General features: G+C 65.1%; 18 protein-coding genes. 6 read left to right on the forward strand and 12 right to left on the reverse strand.

What is annotated here, in order from left to right; genetic code table 11:
- Window positions 1-24: 24 nt before the first annotated feature.
- Window positions 25-891, forward strand: coding sequence for a ParA family protein (locus tag I6F09_RS26665; RefSeq protein ID WP_025033064.1), 867 nt, complete (start codon window positions 25-27; stop codon window positions 889-891).
- A gap of 137 nt (window positions 892-1,028) precedes the next feature.
- Window positions 1,029-1,916 carry a ParB/RepB/Spo0J family partition protein gene (locus tag I6F09_RS26670; protein WP_225189444.1) on the forward strand — a complete coding sequence of 296 codons (888 nt, stop codon included), beginning with the start codon at window positions 1,029-1,031 and terminating at the stop codon, window positions 1,914-1,916.
- A 195-nt stretch (window positions 1,917-2,111) separates the two neighbouring features.
- Here the strand turns inward: I6F09_RS26670 and holA are convergent, their stop codons facing one another.
- The 3 genes from holA to leuS form a co-directional block, all read right to left on the reverse strand.
- Window positions 2,112-3,140 (reverse strand): DNA polymerase III subunit delta, encoded by a 1,029-nt coding sequence (holA, locus tag I6F09_RS26675; RefSeq protein ID WP_036003093.1) that lies wholly within the window; start codon window positions 3,138-3,140, stop codon window positions 2,112-2,114.
- 65 nt (window positions 3,141-3,205) lie between these two features.
- Window positions 3,206-3,757: an LPS assembly lipoprotein LptE gene (gene lptE, locus I6F09_RS26680; RefSeq protein ID WP_036003091.1), complete on the reverse strand. Its 552-nt coding sequence runs from the start codon at window positions 3,755-3,757 to the stop codon at window positions 3,206-3,208.
- On the reverse strand, window positions 3,744-6,383 hold the full coding sequence (gene leuS / locus I6F09_RS26685; protein WP_225189445.1) for a leucine--tRNA ligase: 2,640 nt from the start codon (window positions 6,381-6,383) through the stop codon (window positions 3,744-3,746). The genes lptE and leuS overlap by 14 nt, the downstream gene beginning before the upstream one ends.
- Before the next feature lie 187 nt (window positions 6,384-6,570).
- On the opposite strand from leuS, the gene I6F09_RS26690 reads away from it, so the two are divergent.
- Window positions 6,571-7,617: a GGDEF domain-containing protein gene (locus I6F09_RS26690; RefSeq protein ID WP_225189474.1), complete on the forward strand. Its 1,047-nt coding sequence runs from the start codon at window positions 6,571-6,573 to the stop codon at window positions 7,615-7,617.
- Window positions 7,618-7,675: 58 nt separating this feature from the next.
- Here I6F09_RS26690 and I6F09_RS26695 read toward each other — a convergent pair whose 3' ends face one another.
- Entirely contained in the window at window positions 7,676-9,379 is a 1,704-nt protein-coding gene (locus tag I6F09_RS26695; RefSeq protein WP_225189446.1) for a diguanylate cyclase, read from the reverse strand.
- A 110-nt stretch (window positions 9,380-9,489) separates the two neighbouring features.
- On the opposite strand from I6F09_RS26695, the gene I6F09_RS26700 reads away from it, so the two are divergent.
- Window positions 9,490-10,179, forward strand: a complete 690-nt coding sequence (locus I6F09_RS26700) for a YggS family pyridoxal phosphate-dependent enzyme (protein WP_036003069.1) — start codon at window positions 9,490-9,492, stop codon at window positions 10,177-10,179.
- Window positions 10,180-10,258: 79 nt separating this feature from the next.
- Here I6F09_RS26700 and I6F09_RS26705 read toward each other — a convergent pair whose 3' ends face one another.
- Window positions 10,259-10,828, reverse strand: coding sequence for a L,D-transpeptidase family protein (locus I6F09_RS26705; protein WP_036024277.1), 570 nt, complete (start codon window positions 10,826-10,828; stop codon window positions 10,259-10,261).
- 203 nt (window positions 10,829-11,031) lie between these two features.
- Between I6F09_RS26705 and I6F09_RS26710 the strand changes: the two genes are divergently transcribed.
- Window positions 11,032-11,718 carry a response regulator gene (locus tag I6F09_RS26710; protein WP_008142830.1) on the forward strand — a complete coding sequence of 229 codons (687 nt, stop codon included), beginning with the start codon at window positions 11,032-11,034 and terminating at the stop codon, window positions 11,716-11,718.
- Between the two features lie 58 nt (window positions 11,719-11,776).
- Window positions 11,777-12,220, forward strand: a complete 444-nt coding sequence (locus tag I6F09_RS26715) for a cyclic nucleotide-binding domain-containing protein (RefSeq protein WP_025033074.1) — start codon at window positions 11,777-11,779, stop codon at window positions 12,218-12,220.
- A gap of 148 nt (window positions 12,221-12,368) precedes the next feature.
- On the opposite strand, the gene I6F09_RS26720 is transcribed toward I6F09_RS26715, so the two are convergent.
- The 7 genes from I6F09_RS26720 to I6F09_RS26750 form a co-directional block, all read right to left on the reverse strand.
- Entirely contained in the window at window positions 12,369-13,184 is an 816-nt protein-coding gene (locus tag I6F09_RS26720; protein ID WP_036003067.1) for an exodeoxyribonuclease III, read from the reverse strand.
- Between the two features lie 160 nt (window positions 13,185-13,344).
- Window positions 13,345-14,103 (reverse strand): outer membrane lipoprotein carrier protein LolA, encoded by a 759-nt coding sequence (locus I6F09_RS26725; RefSeq protein WP_036003066.1) that lies wholly within the window; start codon window positions 14,101-14,103, stop codon window positions 13,345-13,347.
- Between the two features lie 152 nt (window positions 14,104-14,255).
- Complete coding sequence (locus I6F09_RS26730; protein WP_225189447.1) at window positions 14,256-16,736, reverse strand: DNA translocase FtsK; 2,481 nt, start codon at window positions 16,734-16,736, stop codon at window positions 14,256-14,258.
- Between the two features lie 9 nt (window positions 16,737-16,745).
- Complete coding sequence (locus I6F09_RS26735) at window positions 16,746-17,960, reverse strand: aminotransferase class I/II-fold pyridoxal phosphate-dependent enzyme (RefSeq protein WP_057025794.1); 1,215 nt, start codon at window positions 17,958-17,960, stop codon at window positions 16,746-16,748.
- A gap of 324 nt (window positions 17,961-18,284) precedes the next feature.
- Window positions 18,285-19,733, reverse strand: a complete 1,449-nt coding sequence (locus I6F09_RS26740) for an ammonium transporter (protein ID WP_036003055.1) — start codon at window positions 19,731-19,733, stop codon at window positions 18,285-18,287.
- Window positions 19,734-19,770: 37 nt separating this feature from the next.
- A complete protein-coding gene (locus tag I6F09_RS26745; protein WP_008142813.1) occupies window positions 19,771-20,109 on the reverse strand; it encodes a P-II family nitrogen regulator in 339 nt (112 codons plus the stop codon).
- Window positions 20,110-20,418: 309 nt separating this feature from the next.
- Complete coding sequence (locus I6F09_RS26750) at window positions 20,419-21,720, reverse strand: ammonium transporter (protein WP_225189448.1); 1,302 nt, start codon at window positions 21,718-21,720, stop codon at window positions 20,419-20,421.
- Between the last annotated feature and the right edge of the window lie 10 nt (window positions 21,721-21,730).

Consider the following 21,730-nt stretch of genomic DNA (forward strand, 5'->3'; position numbering starts at 1 on the left):
TGAGGGGTGAGTGGGGAATTGCCGATGAGCGTGATTGACGAACCGCAGCAAGAACAGACGGCCCAAAAGACCGACGAGGTCCCCCACGGCCATCCGCGCATCCTCGCGCTGGCGAATCAAAAGGGCGGGGTGGGGAAAACAACCACAGCGATCAATCTTGGCACGGCGCTCGCGGCGATCGGCGAGCGCGTCCTGATCGTGGATCTCGATCCCCAGGGCAACGCCTCGACCGGCCTCGGCATCGATCGCCGAAACCGCTCCTGCTCGACCTACGACGTGCTGATCGGCGAGGCCGCCTTGCGCGAGGCGGTGGTCTCGACCGCGGTGCCGCGGCTGCACATCGCGCCGTCGACCATGGATCTCTCTGGCCTCGAGCTCGAGCTCGGCACCACGCCCGGCCGCGCCTTCAAGTTGCGCGATGCAATCGGCGCGCTCAACAACAACGTCTCCCCGGACGCCGACTACACCTACGTGCTGATCGACTGCCCGCCCTCGCTCAACCTGCTCACGGTCAACGCGATGGCGGCCTCCGATGCGATCCTGGTGCCGCTGCAATGCGAGTTCTTCGCGCTCGAAGGTCTGTCGCAATTGTTGCAGACCGTGGAGCAGGTGCGCTCGACACTCAATCCGAACCTGTCGATCCACGGCATCGTGCTGACCATGTTCGACTCGCGCAACAACCTGTCGAACCAGGTCGTCGCCGACGTCCGCCAGTTCATGGGCGAGAAGGTCTACAAGACCATGATCCCGCGCAACGTGCGCATCTCGGAAGCGCCGTCCTACGGCAAGCCGGTGCTGGTCTACGACCTCAAATGCGTCGGCAGCGAAGCTTACTTGCGCCTCGCCACCGAAGTGATCCAGCGCGAGCGCGAGTTGCGCACCACGCATTGACAATGCCGTAGGGTGGGCAAAGGCGTCTTCGCCGTGCCCACCGTCTTCCGCACACAATCGGTGGGCACGCTTCGCTTTACCCACCCTACGATAATTCAGTTCTGGAGTGCTGCACCGTGAATCCAAGGGAGCTGGCGATGGCCGACGAAGCGCGTTCGCGACTGGGCCGGGGTCTTGCAAGTCTGATCGGTGACGTCGGCGGCGAGGCTCAGCATGTCGATCGTCCGCGCGCGCAGCGCAAGGTGCCGATCGAATTCATCAAGGCCAATCCGCGCAACCCGCGCCGCACCTTTTCGGACACCGAGCTGAAGGAGCTCTCGGAGTCCATCAAGCAGCATGGCGTGATCCAGCCGATCGTGGTGCGTCCGGTGAAGGGCACGCAGGACCGCTTCGAGATCATTGCCGGCGAACGACGCTGGCGCGCCTCGCAGATGGCCGGGCTGCACGAGGTGCCGATCGTCCCGGTCGACATCAGCGACAGCGATGCGCTGGAATTCGCGATCGTCGAGAACGTGCAGCGCGAGGACCTCAACCCGATGGAAGAGGCGCAGGGCTATCATGCGCTCGCCAACGAGTTCAAACGCAGCCAGGAGGACATCGCCAAGGTCGTCGGCAAGAGCCGCAGTCACGTCGCCAACATGATGCGGCTGACCAAGCTGCCGGCCGAAGTGCAGGCCTTCATCGCGACCGGCGAGCTGACGGCTGGCCACGCTCGCGCGCTGATCGGCGTGCCCGATCCACTCGCCGCCGCCAAGCGCATCGTCGAGGAAGGTCTCAACGTCCGCCAGACCGAGGCGCTTGCGCATGAAGAGGGCGTGCCGGAGCGCAAGCCGCAAAAGGCGCGCGCCAGCGGGGGCAAGGAGAAGGACCCCGACACGATCGATCTGGAGAAGCGCGTCAGCGACGCGCTCGGTCTCAAGGTCACCGTCAATCACCGCGATCCCGGCGGCTCCGTGCAGATCAACTACCGCAACCTCGATCAGCTCGACGAGGTGATGAAGCGGCTGGCCAAGGGCGCGCTGTAGACCGTATCCTCGGCGTCGTTCCCGCTTTCGAGGACGACAGGGCGTGCGTCGGTGCGCAACTATTTCCACATCGTCATTGCGAGCGCAGCGAAGCAATCGAGAGTCCCTCTGCGGAGAGATTCTGCATTGCTTCGCTCGGCTCGCAATGACTGGTGGAGAGAGCTGCGCTCGCAATGACGTGGTGAGAGCGGAGGCCTAGCCCCGCCGTTTCGCATTCGCCGCGATTGCCATCAGCGCGCGCTGGGCGATGGCAGCGGCGAGGGTGGACTGTTTGCGCGTGTCGAGGGCGGCGGTCGCCAGCTGCTCGATCACAGCGGCGAGCCGCGCCGGGCTGAAATTGCGCAGCGCGGTTTCGACCGCGGGCTTTCGTGAAAAATGCAGGCGCGGAAAGCCGCCGTCGAGCACGGCGGAGGCAGGCGTGCCGTCGGCAATCGCCAGCGCCGATTTGTGCAGCCACGCGGCCTGGCGCTGCGCGGCCGAGATGATCACGCCGGGATAGGTCCCGGCGATCATTGCCTTTGCAAACTCGGTCTCGACGATGTCGGGCCGCCCGGCGAAGGCACCGTCGACGATCGGATCGAGCTTCAGCTCCGAGGCATCGGCGACCACGGCCATGACGTCATCCAGCGTGACCTCGCCCTTGCCATGGGCGTAGAGCGTCAGCTTGCGCAGCTCATTGCGCGAGGCCTGACGGTCGCCGCCGAGGAACGACATCAGCGCCGCGCGGGCGTCCGGCGCGATGCGCAAATTCGCGATCCGCAGCTCGTCGTCCATCAGCTTGGCAAGATCGCGCTCGGTGTCGGGATAACAGCCGATCGCCACGGCGGTCTTGGCTTTCTCGCAGGCCTTGCGCAGCGGCGATTCCGGGCGGAGCTCGCCGGCCTCGATCACGATGCGGCAATCCTTCACGTTCATCTCGGCCAGAGTCTCGATGCCGGAGGCAAAGCTGCGCGAGCCGGCGCGAACGCGGATGGCGCGTCGGCCGCCGAACAGCGGCACCGTCATGGCCTCGTCGACCAGGCGCGACGGCTCGGCGGAGAGCTCGTCACCGTCGAGCTTGACCAGCGAGAACGGATCGTTGGGATCGTCGACGCCGGACGCGATCAACGCGTCGGCGCGCTCGCGCACGAGGCCGGCATCGGGACCGTAGAGCAGGATGATCGGACGGCCCGCATCGGGGCGGGCGAGGAAGGCGTCGATCTCTTTTCCGCGCAGTGCGACCATATCGTCCGATACTCGTCATTCCGGAATGCCTCGTCAGAAGGCGAACCCGGAATGACGGAAGCGTATTACGTTCCCGCGGTGAAGAACGAGGCGAGCCGGGTGGTGATGTTCTCGGCGATCTCGTTGGCGGCCCGGTCTTCGGCATCGCGCACGGCGCGGGTGCGCGAGAAGCGCTGATAGGACCCCGGCATGTCATAGGACACGCGCGAGAAGGTCGAGCCGGTCATCACAGACTTGCCGGTTACGACTTCGACCAGATTGTACTGGGCGTCGATGCCGAGATTTTCGCTGGTCGGCAATCCCGTTGCGGAGCTGACGATCAGGGAGGAGCGGCTGGTGGTGAAGCGGATGTCGAGCCGGTGGGTCGGCGGCATGCCCGTCGCCGTGCCGTAAAGCTTGAAGGCCAGCGCGTTGCGGATTTCGACGCCGACGCGGGCCTCGCGGGAAGCATTGGGCTTGTTGATCGGGGGCAGCTCGACCCCCATCAGCTTCTCGCGCAGGCCCGGGGTGCCGTCGCTGCGCTCGGCATACATCGGCTGGAAGCAGCCGGCCGTCAGCGCCGCCAGCGCGGCAACTGCCAGCAAGCGGGCTGCGATACGGGTCCTAGCCGATAACATTCACGATCCTCTTGGGAACGATGATCACCTTGCGGACGGGCTTGCCGTCCAGGGCCAGCTTTACCGCATCGAGGGCCAAAACGGCAGCCTCGATTTCCGGATTTTGGGCCGCTGTTGCAACTGTGACCTCACCCCGCTTCTTGCCGTTGACCTGCACCACCAGGGTCACGCTGTCTTCAACCAGCAAATCGCGTTCGATTTGCGGCCAATCGGCCTCCGAAACCAGCCCCTTTCGGCCAAGACCATTCTCAAAAAGCACCTGCCAGCACTCCTCGGCGAGGTGCGGCATCATCGGCGAGAACAGCTGGACCAGGATCTGGCTGGCCTCCTGGATCGCCCAGGCGAGGTCCGGGGCAGGTTGGCCGGGGCGCTGGAGCACCTCCGAGAAGGCATTGGTGAATTCGCGGATATGGGCGAGGCAAACGTTGAAGTGCAGCCGCTCGATGCCGGCGGTGACCTTGTCCAGCGCGCCGTGGGCGGCCTTGCGCAACGCCGTGGCGTCCGGGCCGAAGCTGGCCGGCCGGGCCGCCGGCGCAGCCTTGCCGAGGGTGGCGGCATCGTTCACCAGCCGCCACAGCCGCTGCACGAAGCGCGAGGCACCCTGGACGCGCTCGTCGCTCCAGATCACGTCGCGGTCGGGCGGGGAGTCCGACAGCATGAACCAGCGGGCGACGTCGGCGCCATAAGTCTCGATGATGTCGTCGGGGTCGACCGTGTTCTTCTTCGACTTGGACATCTTCTCGATCGGGCCGATCGCGATGTCTTCGCCCGTCGTCAGCAGCGTGGCGCGGCGTCCGTTGCCGCCGACCTCGACCTTCACCTCGGCCGGCTGCACATAGCTGCCGTCGGCCTTCTGGTAGGTCTCGTGCACCACCATGCCTTGCGTGAACATGCCGGCGAACGGCTCGTCCAGCGCGATATGCCCGGTCGCTTTCATCGCGCGGGTGAAGAAGCGGCTGTAGAGCAGATGCAGGATCGCGTGCTCGACGCCGCCGATATATTGGTCGACCGGCAGCATCCGGTTGGCGACCGCAGGCGTGGTTGGCGAAGCCTCGTTCCAGGGATCGGTGAAGCGCGCAAAGTACCAGGACGAATCCACGAACGTGTCCATGGTGTCGGTTTCGCGTTGAGCCTTGCCGCCGCATTGCGGGCAGGTGACGTGCTTCCAGCTCGGATGATGATCGAGTGCGTTGCCCGGCTTGTCGAAGGTCGCATCGTCCGGCAGCTTCACGGGCAGGTCGGCATCCGGCACCGGCACCACGTCGCATTTCGGACAGTGAATGACGGGAATCGGGCAGCCCCAATAGCGCTGGCGCGAAATGCCCCAGTCGCGCAGACGGAAATTCACCTGGCGCTCGCCGACCGGCGCGTTGCCGCGCAGCTCCGTCTCGAGCCGCTTCGCCACCTCTTCCTTCGCCTGCTCGATGGTCATGCCGTCGAGGAAGCGCGAATTGATCATGCGGCCGTCGCCGTCATAAGCGGTGTCGGTGATGACGAAGCTCTTCGGGTCCTGGCCTTCCGGGCATACGACGGGCGTGTTGCCGAGAGCGTACTTGTTGACGAAGTCGAGGTCGCGCTGATCGTGCGCCGGGCAGCCGAAGATGGCGCCGGTGCCGTATTCCATCAGCACGAAATTGGCGACATAGACCGGCAGCTTCCAGGAGGGATCGAACGGGTGCACCGCGCGGATGCCGGTGTCGAAACCCTGCTTCTCCGCGGTGTCGATGATCTCCTGCGCGGTGCCGATCTTCTTGATCTCGGCAACGAACGCCGCAAGCTCAGGGTTCTTTGCGGCGGCGGCCTGTGCCAGCGGATGATCCGCCGAGATCGCCATGAACTTGGCGCCGAACAGCGTATCCGGCCGCGTCGTGAAGATCTTCAGCTCGCTCTCGCCGGCCGGCGTCGTCGCCGCATCCAGCGCGAAGCGGATCAACAAGCCCTCGGAGCGGCCGATCCAGTTGCGCTGCATCAGGCGCACCTTGTCGGGCCAGCGGTCCAGCCCGTCGAGCGCCGACAGCAGCTCCTGCGAGTACTTCGTGATCTTGAAGACCCACTGGTTCATCTCGCGCTGCTCGACAACGGCGCCCGAGCGCCAGCCGCGGCCGTCGATCACCTGCTCGTTGGCGAGCACGGTCATGTCGACGGGGTCCCAGTTCACCTTGCGCTTCTCGCGCTCGGCAAGCCCTGCGCGCAGGAAATCCAGGAACATCTTCTGCTGGTGCTTGTAGTAGGAGGGGTCGCAGGTCGCGATCTCCCTGGACCAGTCCAGCGACAGCCCGATCGAGCGGAGCTGCTTCTTCATCGCGGCGATGTTGTCGTAGGTCCAGGCCTTCGGCGCCACCTTGCGCTCGATCGCGGCGTTCTCGGCCGGCAGGCCGAAGGCGTCCCAGCCCATCGGATGCAGCACGTTGAACCCCTTGGCGCGCATGAAGCGGGCCAGCACGTCGCCGAGCGTGTAATTCCGGACATGGCCGATATGGATGCGCCCGGACGGGTAGGGGAACATCTCGAGCACGTAATATTTCGGCCGCGGATCGTCGTTTTTGGAGACGAAGATCGCCTGCTCGTCCCAGAGGCGTTGCCAGCGCGGTTCGGCGTCGCGGGCGTTATAGCGTTCGGAGGTCATGGAATCGTTGGGTTTTCGTGGTTCGGCCGTCTCAAGACGGCGGACTAGGCCATAGAAGCCCTTAAGGGGTCAATGGGTTGCCGCGTTTTGGAACTTTGACCCCTCCGCATAACTACGAGGGTCCGCGTTGGGGTGTGATTAAGGCGTCGATGCCAAGTTGCAGCCCGACAAGGCCGCGTTACCGCACATGGATTCCAGCTTCGACGATCCCGATTACGACTATGCCGCGTCCGTCGCCGGGCGGGCAATGCGGAGCATGGCCGAACAGCGGATTGCACCGACCCCGGCCAACTTTGCCGTCTGGTTCCAGTATTTCGCGGGCAGCCATGACGATCTGCGCAACGCGATCGATCTCCTGATCGACCACAATCGTCCCTTCGACGCCCAAACCAATCAGGATCTGTTCGAGACCTACGTCGCGCCCCAGGTGAGTGCCGTCGTGGTCGACACGTCCGAGCGGCTGCAGGCGCTGATGGGGACGGCGAAGGAGTTTCTGACGACGGCGATCGCCGACAATCATTCGCAGATGCAGGTCATCAGCCAGGTGGCCGACCAAGGCAAGGCCGGCGTCGATCCAAAGCTGCTGGTTGCCCAGCTCATGAACGAGCTGGCGCGGGCGGCCACGCGGGCGACGCGGCTGGAGGCAGGCTTTGCGGAAAAGACCCGCGAGCTCGACGTGATCCGCGATTCGCTGTCGCGATCCGAGCAGCGCGCCCGGACCGACACGCTGACCGGGCTGGCGAACCGGCGGGCCCTCGACGAATTCCTGCGCAAGGCGCAGACGACGGCGGAATGGGGCGAGCCGCTCAGCGTGCTGATGCTCGACATCGACCACTTCAAGTCGTTCAACGACAATTTCGGCCACGGTGTCGGCGACCAGGTGCTGCGCCTGATGGCCAAGGTCCTGCGCGAGAAGGTTCGCGCGCAAGATCTGCCGGCCCGCTATGGCGGCGAGGAGCTGATCGCGGTGCTGCCGGACGCCGATCTGGCCGCTTGCGCCGAGATCGCCGAACGGATCAGGCGCGCGATCGCAGATTGCACGATCACGCGTCGCTCGACCGGCGAGACCCTGCCCGGCATCAGCGTGTCGATCGGCGTGGCGCAATACCGGGTCGGCGAGGCGATCACGGATCTGATCGAACGCTGCGACCGTGCGCTCTATCTCGCCAAGGGCGGCGGCCGCAATCGTGTGGTGACGGAGATCGAGCTCGATCGCGCCGGGGCTGCGGGCTAGCGGTCAGCGACGGTATGCTCACTCTCCCCGCAAGCAGGGAGAGGTGATGACCAGCGCTTTAGGCGCTCGCCACCATCATCATCTCGGCCGTGCCGGTCGCGATCGCCTGCACGCCGTGCTCGACGACATTGTTGCGGCCACGATGCTTGGCGGCGTAGAGCGCGGCGTCGGCGGCTTCGATCAGGTCGCCGGGACGCAAGGATTCGCTCGGCTTGGTCGCGGCGACGCCGATCGAGACCGTGACGATCATGTGGTTCGAAGTGATGTGAGGCAGGCAGAGCCTCAGCACGGACGAACGCACCTGCTCGCCGATCGCGACGGCGCGCGTTACGTCGGTGTTCGGCAGCAGCAGGCAGAACTCCTCGCCGCCGTAGCGGGCCGCGAAGCCCATCGTGTCGGCGGCGATGCCGGACAGTGATTCGCCGAGCCGCGTCAGGCAGGAATCGCCTTCGAGATGGCCGTAGGTGTCGTTGAACAGCTTGAAATGGTCGACGTCGATCATCAGAAGCGCCAGCTCGCTGCCATATTGCTGCGCGCGCATCCATTCGAAATCCAGCCGGCTCTGGAAGCCGCGGCGGTTGGCGAGACCGGACAGCATGTCGATCGAAGCCATCACCGTCAGGCGGTCGTTGCTTGCGATCAGCTCGCGCTCGCGCTGGCTCAGCTGCGCGGCCATCGCGTTGAACGCGCGGGCCAGCGGCACGAACTCGGCGGGCAGGCGATTGCGCGCGGCGCGCGCCGACAGGTCGCCCTCGCCGAGCCGCTTGGCCATGTCGGCGAGCATCTCGATCGGCTTGATCACGAGCTTTTCGGCGGCGATCAGCGCGCCGAGCAGGACGAACATGAGCACGAAGGCGAGCTGCAGATAGGCGGTGCGGATGTCGCGGCTGACCGCTGCGGACACCTTGTCTTCGTCGATGCTGGCGATCAGGCGGGCATTGGTGCCGGCGATGCGGATATAGCTGACCGCGCGGCGGGAGCCGTCGGCGGCGAGAAAGGACAGCGAACCCTCATCCTGATCAGAGCGCAGCGCCTTGTCGGCGATCGCGGACATCAGCGGCATGTTGTCGAGCGGACGGCCGACCGCGCTGTGCTGATCGGCCGCGGCCGCCAGCACGGTGCCCGCGCTGTCGACCAGCACCGCAGTGATGCCGGCGCGACCGCCCAGATTGTTCATGACCTTCGACATCCAGTCGAGATTGACGGTGGCGAGCACGACGGCATCGGCCACACCGCTGAAGGCGGAGACCGGATAGACCGCCATCACCGTTGGCGACGGTACCGGTCGCGACATGATGAAGTCGCTCAGCACGAAGCGGCCGGTTTCCTGGGCCTGCTGGAAGTACGGTCGGTCGCTGAGATCGAGGCCGACATACATGTTGTTGGTGGCGCATTGGATGCGGCCGTCCTGGCCGGCGATCAGAAGCGTGCGGATCCAGGGCAGGCTCGACGGCAGGCTCGCGCGCAGCACGTCGCAGCTCTTGCTGATGCCGCCGGCGGAGGCGCGGATGAAGGCCTCCGATTTCAGAATGGTCTCGACTGACGAGATCACCTGGCGCTGCGCATCGGCGCTGTGCCTCGCCACCGTGGTGAATTCAGCCGCGGCCTGCGCAACTTGCCGCGCGCGCGTGTCTTCGAGGGAACGGATGCGCTCGATCATCAAGGGCGTCACAAGAATCACCGCGAGCAACGCAAGCCGCGCCCGGATACCGAGAACCTGCTTGAGTTTCGCGCGCTTGCGGTTGAGACTGACGCTTGCCATTTTCGCTACCCACCCCGCGGGCTAAGGTAAAGCGAAGGGTTCAAAAACTGTTTCTTGAACTCGGTAAAATTGGACCTAACTCGGGCTTAAGGTCACAACCAAGAGACGTCATGACGGAAGCCAACGTCGCGCCGGTCACCGGCCATTCACCAAACGCGCTCGCCGCGGTCGAAGCCGAAATTGCACGCGCCTGCAGGGACGCGCAGCGTGACCGCGCCTCGGTCACGCTGATCGCCGTGTCCAAGACGTTCGCGGCGGATGCAATTATCCCGGTTATCGCCGCAGGACAGCGCGTATTTGGCGAGAATCGGGTGCAGGAGGCCAAAGCCAAGTGGCCGGCGTTAACGTCTGCTTACCCCGATATCGCGCTGCATCTGATCGGGCCGCTGCAATCCAACAAGGCGAAAGAGGCGGTCGCGCTGTTCGACGCCATCCATTCGGTCGACCGTCCGAGCATTTGCCAAGCATTAGCCAAGGAAATCGAATCCCAGAACAGGCACCCGCAGCTGTTCGTCCAGATCAACACCGGCGAGGAGCCGCAGAAGGCCGGGATTGCCCCGGGCGAGGCCGATGCCTTCATTGCAAGCTGCCGCGACACCTACGGGCTGACGATCTCCGGATTGATGTGCATCCCGCCGGTCGACGAGCCGCCCGCCGCGCACTTTGCGCTCACCGCCAAGATCGCCGCGCGCAATGGCTTGACGAATCTCTCGATGGGCATGAGCGCCGATTTCGCGACCGCCATCATGCTCGGCGCCACCCATGTGCGCGTCGGCAGCGCGATCTTCGGGCATCGGTAATTGCCGTTGGCGAGGGAGGATGCCGCCCGAACGCTGTCAATATTGTCGCAAGGGCTCCTCGCAATGACGGCGGTGTGCCTCACCCGATGATGATCTTTGTGCGCGGGCCCAGGCGCCGCAGCAATTGCAGCATGGCGGATTTCGTCATGGAGACGCAGCCGGCGGTCGGGCCGAAATTGTCGCGGGCAAGGTGCAGGAACACCGCGCTGCCGCGGCCGGCGATGCGGGGTCGGGTGTTGTGGTCGATCTCGATGATGAAGTCGTAGAGATGGTCGGCGCGCTGGAGCCGGTCGCCGCCCTGCCCCTCGCCGAGCCGGATGCTCTGGTTGTAGCGGCGGTCCCGCGGATCCTCGCACCAGGCGTCCACGCCGGTGATCATCCGGGCCGGCAGGAACGTCCGGGGACGGCTGTGCCGGTCGCCCCGCCACCACAATTGCCTGGGCCGGAAGCTGCCTCTGGGGGTGCCGCCATCGCCCTCGCGCTTGTTGGCGAGAATGCCGCCTCGCCCCAGCGCAACCGGAATGGTCAGCGCTCCCGCCGTCAGCCAGCCTCGGCGCGGATTGCCGGCAGCAGGCTTAACGCGGATCGCCGAGAGCGGCCCGGGGCCTCGATTCCTGATGTAACCGACTGAAGCTGCTTTGTTTTTCATGTGAACGTGCAATGTCGAATTCATTACAGGACATTCATCAAAACGTCCTGCTATTCTGAGTTAGAGTGCTTCTGGCTTGTGAATCGGTAACAGCCCACTACTTCAACACGAACAACAATAATCACGGCGACCTTAAACTTCCCCTCGCGGCTGGGTGCGGCATGGATGTGCCGCCGAGCCGGACCCCAAAAGGATGACCCCCCATGGCCAATGCCCGCAAGATCCTGATCGTGGATGACGATACCGATCTGCGCGACACGTTGGTGGAGCAATTATCGCTACACGAAGAATTCGAAGCCTCTGCGGTCGATACCGGCGCCAAGGGCGCCAGCGCCGCGAAGGCCAATTCCCCCGATTTGGTTCTGATGGATGTCGGCCTGCCCGACACCGACGGCCGCGAGGTTGTCCGCTCGCTGCGGAAGGGCGGCTTCAAGGCCCCGATCATCATGCTGACCGGGCACGACACCGATTCCGACACGATCCTGGGCCTGGAATCCGGCGCCAACGACTATGTGGCAAAGCCCTTCCGTTTCGCGGTGCTGCTGGCGCGCATCCGCGCCCAGCTCCGTCAGCATGAAGCCAGCGAGGACGCGGTGTTCTCGGTCGGACCCTACTCCTTCCGTCCCGGCTCGAAGATGCTCACCGCGGCCAATGCCCGCAAGGTCCGCCTCACCGAGAAGGAAACCGCAATTCTCCGCTTCCTCTACCGGGCCGGCCAGATGCCGGTGTCGCGCGAGACCCTGCTCCAGGAGGTTTGGGGCTATAATTCCGGCGTCACCACGCACACGCTGGAAACCCACATCTACCGCCTCCGCCAGAAGATCGAGAAGGACGCCGCCAACCCGGAGATCCTGGTGACGGAAGCCGGTGGCTACAAGCTGGTGCCGTGATACGCTTCGATGGCGTGCGAATCGTTTTAGATCGCACGCCTTCGAGCCTCGGACCTGAATGTCAATCGACGATGATGTAGCGCTTCTCGAGCGTGTCCCGACACTGCGCCTGTTGGGAGACGCCTCGTTGCGCATGCTGGCGATCGGCTCGGAGCAGCGTGATTTCGTCCGCGGCGACGTGCTGTTCAATCTCGGCGACGACGCCGACGCCGGCTTCGTGGTCCAGCGCGGCGCCTTCCGGGTTGAAGACGGCGCCGGCGCCGAAATGATCGCCGGTCCCGGCGCGTTGATCGGCGAGCTCGCGCTGGTGGTGCCGATGAAGCGGCCGTCGAGCGCGGTCGCGCTGGAGCATTCCTCCGTCATCCGCGTCGCCCGCAGCCTGTTCCAGCGCGTGCTCGAAAGCGATCCCGCTGCGGCGGTGCGCCTGCGCGACGAGTTCGCGGTGCGCTCCAGCCAGATCGCCAGCGATATTTTGATGGCGGGTGCGAAGCTGACGTCGTAGCTCTCTCCACTCGTCATTCCGGGGCGCGACGAAGTCGCGAACTATGGTGCGCAATTGCGCACCTGAGAATCCATTGAGCGGCAGAGTCAGTTGATGAATGGATTCCGGGCTCGCGCCAAGTGGCGCGCCCCGGAATGACGAGGGCGGCTCACACCTCCAGCGTCACCGTCACAGGCACGTGGTCCGATGGCCGCTCCCAGCTGCGCGCATCGCGCAGAATCCTGAAATCGCTGACTGCATCTTTCAGCGCGCGCGAGACCCAGATGTGGTCGAGCCTGCGGCCGCGATCGCCGATGGTCCAGTCGGCGGAGCGGTAGCTCCACCACGTATAGACCTTCTCCGACATCGGGATGCGCTCGCGCGCGACGTCGACCCATTCGCCGGCCGCGAGCGCCGCCTTCAGCTTCTCCGTTTCGACAGGCGTGTGCGAGACCACTTTCAGCAGCTGCTTGTGCGACCACACGTCGTTCTCGTGCGGGGCGACGTTGAGATCGCCGACCAGGATGTGGCGGTCCTCACCGCGCGGATGCAGCGGCTCGCACGCTTTCATCTCGTCGAGGAAGCGGAGCTTGTGGTCGAATTTCTCGTTCAGCGCGGGATCGGGAATGTCGCCGCCCGCGGGCACGTAGAAATTATGCAGCACCAGTGGTTTTGCGATGCCCGCCTTTTCACCGAACGACACCGAGATGTGGCGCGAATCCACCTTGTCGCAGAAGGTGCGGATGTCCTTCGATTCGAACGGGATCTTCGAGATGATGGCGACGCCGTGATAGCCCTTCTGACCGTTCAGCGCGACGTGCTCGTAGCCGAGCCGCTTGAAGCGCTTCAGCGGAAAAGCATCGTCGATGCACTTAGTCTCCTGCAGGCACAGCACTTCTGGCCGCGCGCTCTTGAGAAATTTCGCGACCAGGTCGATGCGTAGCCGCACCGAATTGATGTTCCAGGTTGTCAGGGAAAGACGCATAGGAAATGCGTCTTAGCATGGATTGGCGTGGGGAAAATGCTTGTCCACAGCGAGCTCTCGTAGGGTGGGCGAAGCGAAGCGTGCCCACCGTGATGGCCGTGAGGAGAGGTGGTGGGCACGGCGCAAGAGCGCCTTTGCCCACCCTACGGCAGCGGAGCGCTCAACCCCGCGACGGCGTGTTGTAATTGGTGAAATCGATCTTGAACATGTTGGGGTCGAGCTTCTTGCTCGAGTCCAGATTGTACACCGCAATCGTCGTGTCGTAGCCCTGCGGATCGGTGACGGTCCACTGCTTGAGCTGGCCGTCCTTGGCGCCGAACATCAGCAGCAAGCGGCTGGTGCCGACCAGGGCCTGCTTCTCCTCGATGGTGACGCTGACGAAGACGTCGTCGGCCGAGACGCCAACGACATTGGTGTCCCTCATCAGGTCGATGCGGTCGGACAATAGAAAGCGCAGCGGCGTCTGCGACAGCGGGTAGACGTCCTGGGTCGCGAGCTTGCGGTCGCGCACCACGAGCGAGGATCCGTCGGCGACGATGTCGATCGGGCTCGGCGCATCATATTCGAAGCGTACCTTGCCGGGTTTCTGGATGTAGAAGTCGCCCTGCGTCTTGCTGCCGTCGGGACCGACCTGGACGAAATTCCCGACCAACGTCTGCAGCGACGACAGATAGGCGCTGACCTTGGCCGCCTGCGCTTTCTGGTTGGCGTCGAAGGTCTGGAAGATGCTGCTCGGAACGTTGCGCCGCGGATCCGGGATCACCGGATTGGGCGGCGCCTGCGTCGCGCCGGTGACGGCCGGCCCACCGGCGGTCGCGCCGCCGTCACGCCCCTTCGGCGCGGGCTTCGGCACCGGCACGGTCTGCGCGAACGACGCAGCGGTCACCATCGCGGCGGTGACGAGAAGCACGCCGGCCATGCGCGCGCTTCGCGCGGCGATGGTGGCAGCGAATCGAATGTCCGGATGTCTGATCAACGCGTCGTCCTGTGTGGCTGGGCGCCCTTTTACCGTGATTTCGGGCAAAAGCAGATATCGAATTTGCGTGAAATGTTGCTCAGAGGCTCCTCGCCTCACATATGGCTGTCTTCTTCCTCGACCAGAATCTCGCGCTTGCCGGCATGGTTGGCGGGACCGACGATGCCTTCCAGTTCCATGCGCTCCATCAGCGATGCGGCGCGGTTGTAGCCGATTTGCAGACGGCGCTGGATGTAGCTGGTCGAGGCCTTGCGATCGCGTTTGACGATCGCAACCGCCTGCTGGAAGAGATCGCCGCCGCCATCGCCGCCCATGCCGGTGGCGTCGAACACGGCACCGTCCTCGTCCTCGGTCGGCTCTTCGGCGGTGACGGCTTCGAGATATTCCGGCTGTCCCTGCGTCTTGAGGTGACGCACCACCTTCTCGACTTCCTCGTCGGAGGCGAACGGTCCGTGCACGCGGCTGATGCGGCCGCCGCCCGCCATGTAGAGCATGTCGCCCTGGCCGAGCAGCTGCTCGGCGCCCATCTCGCCGAGAATGGTGCGGCTGTCGATCTTGGAGGTGACCTGGAAGGCGATACGGGTCGGGAAGTTCGCCTTGATGGTGCCGGTGATGACGTCGACCGACGGACGCTGCGTCGCCAGGATCACGTGCAGGCCTGCGGCCCGCGCCATCTGCGCCAGACGCTGCACCGCGCCTTCGATGTCCTTGCCGGCGACCATCATCAGGTCGGCCATTTCGTCGACGATGATGACGATGTAGGGCAGCGGATCGAGCGAGAGCTTCTCTTCCTCGTAGATCGCCTTGCCGGTCTCCTTGTCGAAGCCGGTATGCACCGTGCGCGTCGGCTCCTCGCCCTTGGCCTTCAATTCGAGCAGGCGCGTGTTGTAACCGTCGATGTTGCGCACACCGAGCTTGGCCATGTTCTTGTAGCGCTCTTCCATCTCGCGCACGGCCCATTTCAGCGCGACCACCGCCTTCTTCGGGTCGGTCACAACAGGCGTGAGCAGATGGGGAATGCCGTCATAGACGGAGAGCTCGAGCATCTTCGGATCGACCATGATCAGGCGGCACTGGTCCGGCCGCAGCCGGTAGACCAGGCTGAGGATCATGGTGTTGATCGCGACCGACTTGCCCGAGCCGGTGGTACCGGCGATCAGCATGTGCGGGGTGCGCGCGAGGTCGATGATGACGGGGTCGCCGCCGATGGTCTTGCCGAGGCAGAGCGGCAGCTTCGCCACCGTGTCGGTCGCCTCCTTCGCCACCAGCAATTCGCGCAAATAGACTTTCTCGCGATGCGCGTTCGGCAGCTCGATGCCGATCGCGTTGCGGCCGGGCACGACGGCGACGCGTGCCGACAGCGCGCTCATCGAGCGGGCGATGTCGTCGGCGAGGCCGATCACGCGCGAGGACTTGATGCCGGGCGCCGGCTCCAGCTCGTACAGCGTAACGACCGGACCGGGATTAGCCTTCACGATCTCGCCGCGCACGCCGAAATCCTGCAGCACGCCTTCGAGCGAACGGGAATTGTTCTCCAGCTCGGCCTTGCTGAGCGGCTGGCGATCGCCGGCCTTTGGTGCGGCCAGCATGGAGACGGACGGGAGGTCGAACTTGTCGGAGGATTTCTTGGAAACGGGCTTCGGCGCGGCTTTCTTCTTCGGGGCGCGCGCGGCGGGCTCCTCCTCTTCCTCCTCCTCGTCCTCCAATTCGTCTTCGTGCTCGTCCTCGTAGTCCTCGTCTTGAGACTGCGGCGAGATCGACGGCGCCGAGCGGCCGCCGCCGAGATTCGGCTCCTGCCGGCTGAACTGGGCGGACTTGGTCTTCGGTCCGCTCGAGACCAGCGAGCGGTAGGCGGCACCACACAGCCAGATCAGCCGCGCCTTGGTGCTCATCAATGCATGGAACAGCCAGCCCAGCGAGACCGAACCCCGATCGCTCTCCTCGTCTTCGTCGAGCGGCTTGTCGTCATCGGCGACCTCAGCGATCTCGTCGTCTTGCTCGCGCGCGCCGAGGCCGCAGGCGATCAGGAAGGTCGCTGTCATCGCGGCGAACAGGATCGTGCCCAGCACGATGCGATAGATCGTACCGGCCGGCCCGAAGATCACCGCGGGCGCGCGCACCAGCGCATCGCCGACCACGCCGCCGAGGCCGGTCGGCAGCGGCCAGGCCCCGCCATGCTGAAAGCAACTGACGAAGCCTGCCGCGATCACCGTGCAGAGAATCCAGGAGCCGAGCCGCAGCGCTTCGCGGTCGAACGGCCGATGCGTCATCATACGCCAGCCCCAGACCGCAACGGTCAGGACCAGCATGATCGCGCCGAGCCCCAGGATCTGCATGGCGAGATCGGCGCCGATCGCGCCGGCATAGCCGAGGATGTTGCGGATCGGCCGCGAGGTCGCGTGGCTGAGACTGGGATCCTGCACCGACCACGTCATCAGCGCCGCCGCGGCGATGCCCGCCAGCGCGATCAGGCCGAGGCCGGCGAGCTCGCGCATGCGCCGCGCCAGCCCCTCGCGGATCGAGGGCGGCAGATGGCCGACCAGAGGAATGACGCGTTCGATTGCCGACATGCTCACGGGCCCCGCCTAACCCAGAGTCTCGACCAGCCGGTGCAGCGCCTGCGCCGTGGTCTCGCCGTCCTGCACCAGTGCGAGGCGGATATAGCCTGCGCCGGGATTGAATCCGTCAGGCTGCTGTCGCGCCAGGAAGCTGCCGGGCACCACGCGCACGCCGGCTTCCCTGAACAGCTTGAGCGTCACCGACACGTCGTCGCCGATCTCGGAGGTGTTGAGCCAGACGCAGAAGCCGCCATCGGGCCGGCGATAGCCGTAACGATTGCCGATGATCTGGTCGGCGAGGTCGAACTTGATCCGGTACAGCCGCCGATTCTCCTCGACATGCGCCTCGTCGCCATAGGCGACCGTCGCGACATGCTGCAGCGGCACCGGCACCTGGGGCGCGGCGATGTTGCGCAGCTCGAGGAACATGCCAATGAACCTCTTGTCGCCGGCGGCAAAGCCGACGCGCAGGCCCGGCAGGTTGGAGCGCTTCGACAGTGACTGGAACGCGACCACGCGCGTGAAGTCGGGGCCGGCGCATTCCAGCGCGCTGCCGGGTGCCTCGCGGGTGTAGATCTCGGAATAACATTCGTCGCTGAGGATCACGAAGCCGTAGCGGTCGGCGAGCTGCTTCAAGCGCTTGAAGTAGCCGGGCCTCGCCACCGAGCCCTGCGGATTGGCGGGCGAAGCCAGGTAGAACGCCACCGTGCGCGCCAGGGTCGCTTCGTCGATCGCGTCGAGGTCGGGCAGGAAGCCGTTCTCGACCGTGGTCGGCAGATGGACCGGCTCGCAAGCGGCCGCAAGCGCGCCCGCGCCGTAGACCGGATAGAACGGGTTCGGCATCAGGATCGCGGGCTTGCCCGGACGCGGGCCGACATAGCGCGCGGCCGCGATCGCGGCGAGGAACAGCCCCTCGCGGCTGCCATTGAGGACGAGAATCTCGCTCTCGGGGTCGAGCGGCCGCGGCAGCTTGAAGCGCGTCGACAGCCAGGCCCCGGCGGCGTTGCGGAACGGATCGGTACCCTTGTTCGCGGGATAACGGCCGAAATCGGCGATGTGCTTGGCCAGCACCGGGCCGACGAAGTCGGGCACGGGATGCTGGGGCTCGCCGACCGCAAGCGAAATCAAGGGCTTGCCCGGCTGATGCGGGGCCAGCAGCTCGTTCAGCCGGACGAAGGGCGAGCGTTCGGAGTCGGAGCCATTACCGCCCTGCGGCGCACGGGATGAAGCGGTCAGAGCCATTCGTTGGGCGCCAGTACTCTTGGAACGGCCGGTCGCTACCATAGGCGCCGGCGGGAAGCGGTTCAGTTCACCATAGATAGGGCGAGGTTAAGACGCGATTAACCATCGGCCGCCGCCCGCGTCCAGAGCGGGAATAATGGGGCCGGAGACAGCGGCGTGCATGGACGGTCCCCCTCCCCCGGAGGTGCCTGCAGGCGGAGCCATCAAAAGAAAGGGGCTCCAGCTTGCGCTGGAGCCCCTCAACGGTCAGGGCATTGCCGGGTATGTGCCCGAACCGTAGTTGTGGACGCGGTCCCCGAAGAGACCGCGCCCGGGAGGAGAGGGTCACATGTTGTAGGCGCGCTCGGTGTGCTCGGTGATGTCGAGGCCTTCACGCTCGCTCTCGACATTGGCGCGGAGGCCGACGATCACATCGACAACCTTGAAGAGGATCGCCGAGCCGACGCCCGACCACACCAGCGTGGTGCAGACGGCCTTGATCTGGGCGAGCATCTGCGTGGCGAAGTCGTAATCGGCGACCTTCGGCGGGATCGCCGAATAGTCGATGATGCCGGCGCCGCCGAGCGCGGGGTTGACCAGAATGCCGGTGCCGATGGCGCCGACGATGCCGCCGATGCAGTGCACGCCGAACACATCGAGGGAGTCATCGTAGCCGAGCGCGTTCTTCACCACGGTGCAGAAGAACAGGCAGACCACGCCGACGACGAGGCCGAGGACGATCGCTCCCATGACGCCGGAGAAGCCGGCGGCGGGCGTGACGGCCACGAGGCCCGCGACGGCGCCTGAGATCACGCCGAGCACGGAGGGATGACCCTTGATGATCCACTCCGCGAACATCCACGACAGCGCGGCGGCTGCGGTGGCGACGAAGGAGTTGGTCATGGCGAGCGCAGCGCCGCCGCTGGCCTCGAGATTGGAGCCGGCATTGAAGCCGAACCAGCCGACCCAGAGCAGCGAGGCGCCGATCATCGACATGGTCAGCGAGTGCGGGGCCATCAGCTCCTTGCCGTATCCGACGCGCTTGCCGATCAGGAGAGCGCCGACCAGGCCCGCGATACCGGCGTTGATGTGCACCACGGTGCCGCCCGCGAAGTCGATCGCGCCCATCTTGAAGATCCAGCCGGCATCGGCGTTGAGCTCGTCGAGCTTGGCCTGGGCCGCGGTCTTCGCCGCCGCGTCAGTAGCGGCAGCCAACGCTTTGGCCGCATCCTGGATCAGGTCCGGACCCTGCCAGTACCAGACCATGTGCGCGATCGGGAAATAGACCAGCGTCACCCAGAGCGGAACGAACAGCGCGATCGCCGCGAACTTCATGCGCTCGGCGAAGGCGCCGACGATGAGAGCGGGCGTGATCGCCGCGAAGGTCATCTGGAAGCAGACGTAAATCAGCTCCGAGATGTTGGCGTCGACCGAGAAGGTCGCGGCCTTCGTGTCGGTGGTGACGCCCATCATGAAGGCCTTGGAGAAGCCGCCGATGAAGTCGGAGCCGCCGGTGAAGGTGAGGCTGTAGCCGTATACGGCCCAGATCACGCAGACGACGCAGACGGTGTAGAACACCTGCATCAGAACGGAGAGCATGTTCTTGGAACGAACCAGACCGCCGTAGAACAGCGCGAGGCCGGGGATCGTCATCAACAGCACCAGCACTGTCGATGTCAGCATCCAGGCGTTGTCTCCCTTGTTGACCGTTGGCTCGGCGTAGGCTGCGGTCGCAGCGAACAGGCCGACTGCGAGAGCCGCCAGTCCCGCGCCATAGGGACGCTTGAACGTCATATTGTTTACTCCTGCTTGGATAAGGTTGAGCGCGAAATCAGAGGGCCGCGGCATCGGCCTCGCCGGTGCGGATACGCACCGCGTGGTCGAGGTTGATGACGAAGATCTTGCCGTCGCCGATCTGTCCGGTTTTCGCCGCGGACGTGATGGCATCGATGGTCTTGTCGACCTGGTCGGAGGCGACAGCGACCTCGATCTTGATCTTGGGCAGGAAGCTCACGGCATATTCGGCGCCGCGATAGATTTCCGTATGGCCCTTCTGGCGGCCATACCCCTTGACTTCCGTCACCGTGAGACCGTGAACGCCGATGGCGGTCAGGGCGTCACGGACTTCTTCAAGCTTGAATGGCTTGATGATCGCCATAACAATTTTCATGGGTCCTATCCCCGCTTGGGCCCGGTCCGGACGTGGCCGGGCGTTCTCGACTGGTTCGCCACGAGGGAGAAGTTTCACTACGCGGGCACAGCCGGACCCCTAGAATCAAATGCCGTGCCAGATCAGGCGGATTGCCTAACGGACTATGAAGACGGGGGTTTTCGCCTTTGGCGGGTGCTGCGATGCAGTGCGCTATTACGTCGCGCTCAAAACGTGGTCACGCCTGCTGAAAATAAGGGCAAGACAGGCTCCCGACACAATGTTGCTCACGTGTCGGGCAGCGAGGCGGTATTTACGTAGCGTCGGCGCCTACTGCAGGGCTTCACCGTGCTGCGAAATATCCAGACCCTCCAGCTCGTGCTCACGGGATACGCGCAAGGGCACGAACAGGCCGACCAGCTTGAGCAGGATGAAGCTGACGCCCGCCGACCAGACGAAGGTCACGGCGACCCCATAGAACTGGATCAGGAGCTGCTGCGGATGGCCCTCCAGCAGGCCGGCGGTGCCGCCGATGGCGCTGGTGGCGAACACGCCGCCGAGCAGGGTGCCGGTCAGGCCGCCGATGCCGTGGACGCCGAAGACGTCGAGCGAATCGTCGTAGTCGAAGCGGTGCTTCAGCCAGGTACAGGCCCAGTAGCAGAGCGCACCGGCAATGATGCCGATGACGATGCCGTGCCATGGCGCGACGAAGCCCGAGGCCGGCGTGATGGTGCCGAGACCTGCGACCGCGCCGGAGATCATGCCGAGCACCGAGGGCTTGCGCCGCGTCGCCCATTCGATCGCGCCCCAGGTCAGCGCGCCCGCGCAGGCGGCCAGATGGGTCGCGATGATCGCCATCACCGCGCGTGAGTTCGCTCCGAGTGCCGAGCCGCCGTTGAAGCCGAACCAGCCGACCCACAACAGGCCGGTGCCCATCACTGCGAGCGACAGATCGAACGGCGAGAGATTCTCGGTGCCGTAGCCGTGACGGCGTCCCATCACCTTGGCTGCAACGAGGCCGCCGGTGCCGGCCGACAGATGCACGACGAGACCGCCGGCGAAATCGAGCACGCCCATGCTGGCGAGGAAGCCGCCGCCCCACACCCAATGCGCCAGCGGAATGTAGACGAAGATGAACCAGGCGACCGAGAACAGGAGATAGGCGGAGAACCGCATGCGGTCGGCGACCGAGCCGGCGACCAGCGCCACCGTGATGATGGCAAACGTCATCTGGTACAGCATGAACAGCGATTCCGGGATCGTCTTCGCCGCCGGGTTGACGCTGTCCATGGTCATGCCGGCGAGAAACCAGCGATCGAGCGTGCCGATCCAGGGGCCGTCGCCGACGAAGCACAGCGAGTAGCCGAACGCCACCCAGAGGATTGAGATCAGCGTTACCGCGGCCAGGCTCTGCGCCATGGTGGCGAGCACGTTCTTCTTGCGCACCATGCCGGAGTAGAACAGCGCAAGCCCCGGGATCGTCATCATCAGCACCAGCGCTGTCGCGACGATCATCCAGGCGGTGTCGGCGGTGCTGATCTCGTTGGCCGCCGCGTGCGCCGGCGAAGCCATGGCGGACACAAATCCGATTGGCGCAGCCATTGCAGCTGCGCGGCGCGACAATCCCGCCATATCGTTCCCC

The sequence above is a fragment of the Bradyrhizobium sp. IC3195 genome (assembly GCF_020193585.1).
Classification (GTDB): Bacteria; Pseudomonadota; Alphaproteobacteria; order Rhizobiales; family Xanthobacteraceae; genus Bradyrhizobium; species Bradyrhizobium yuanmingense.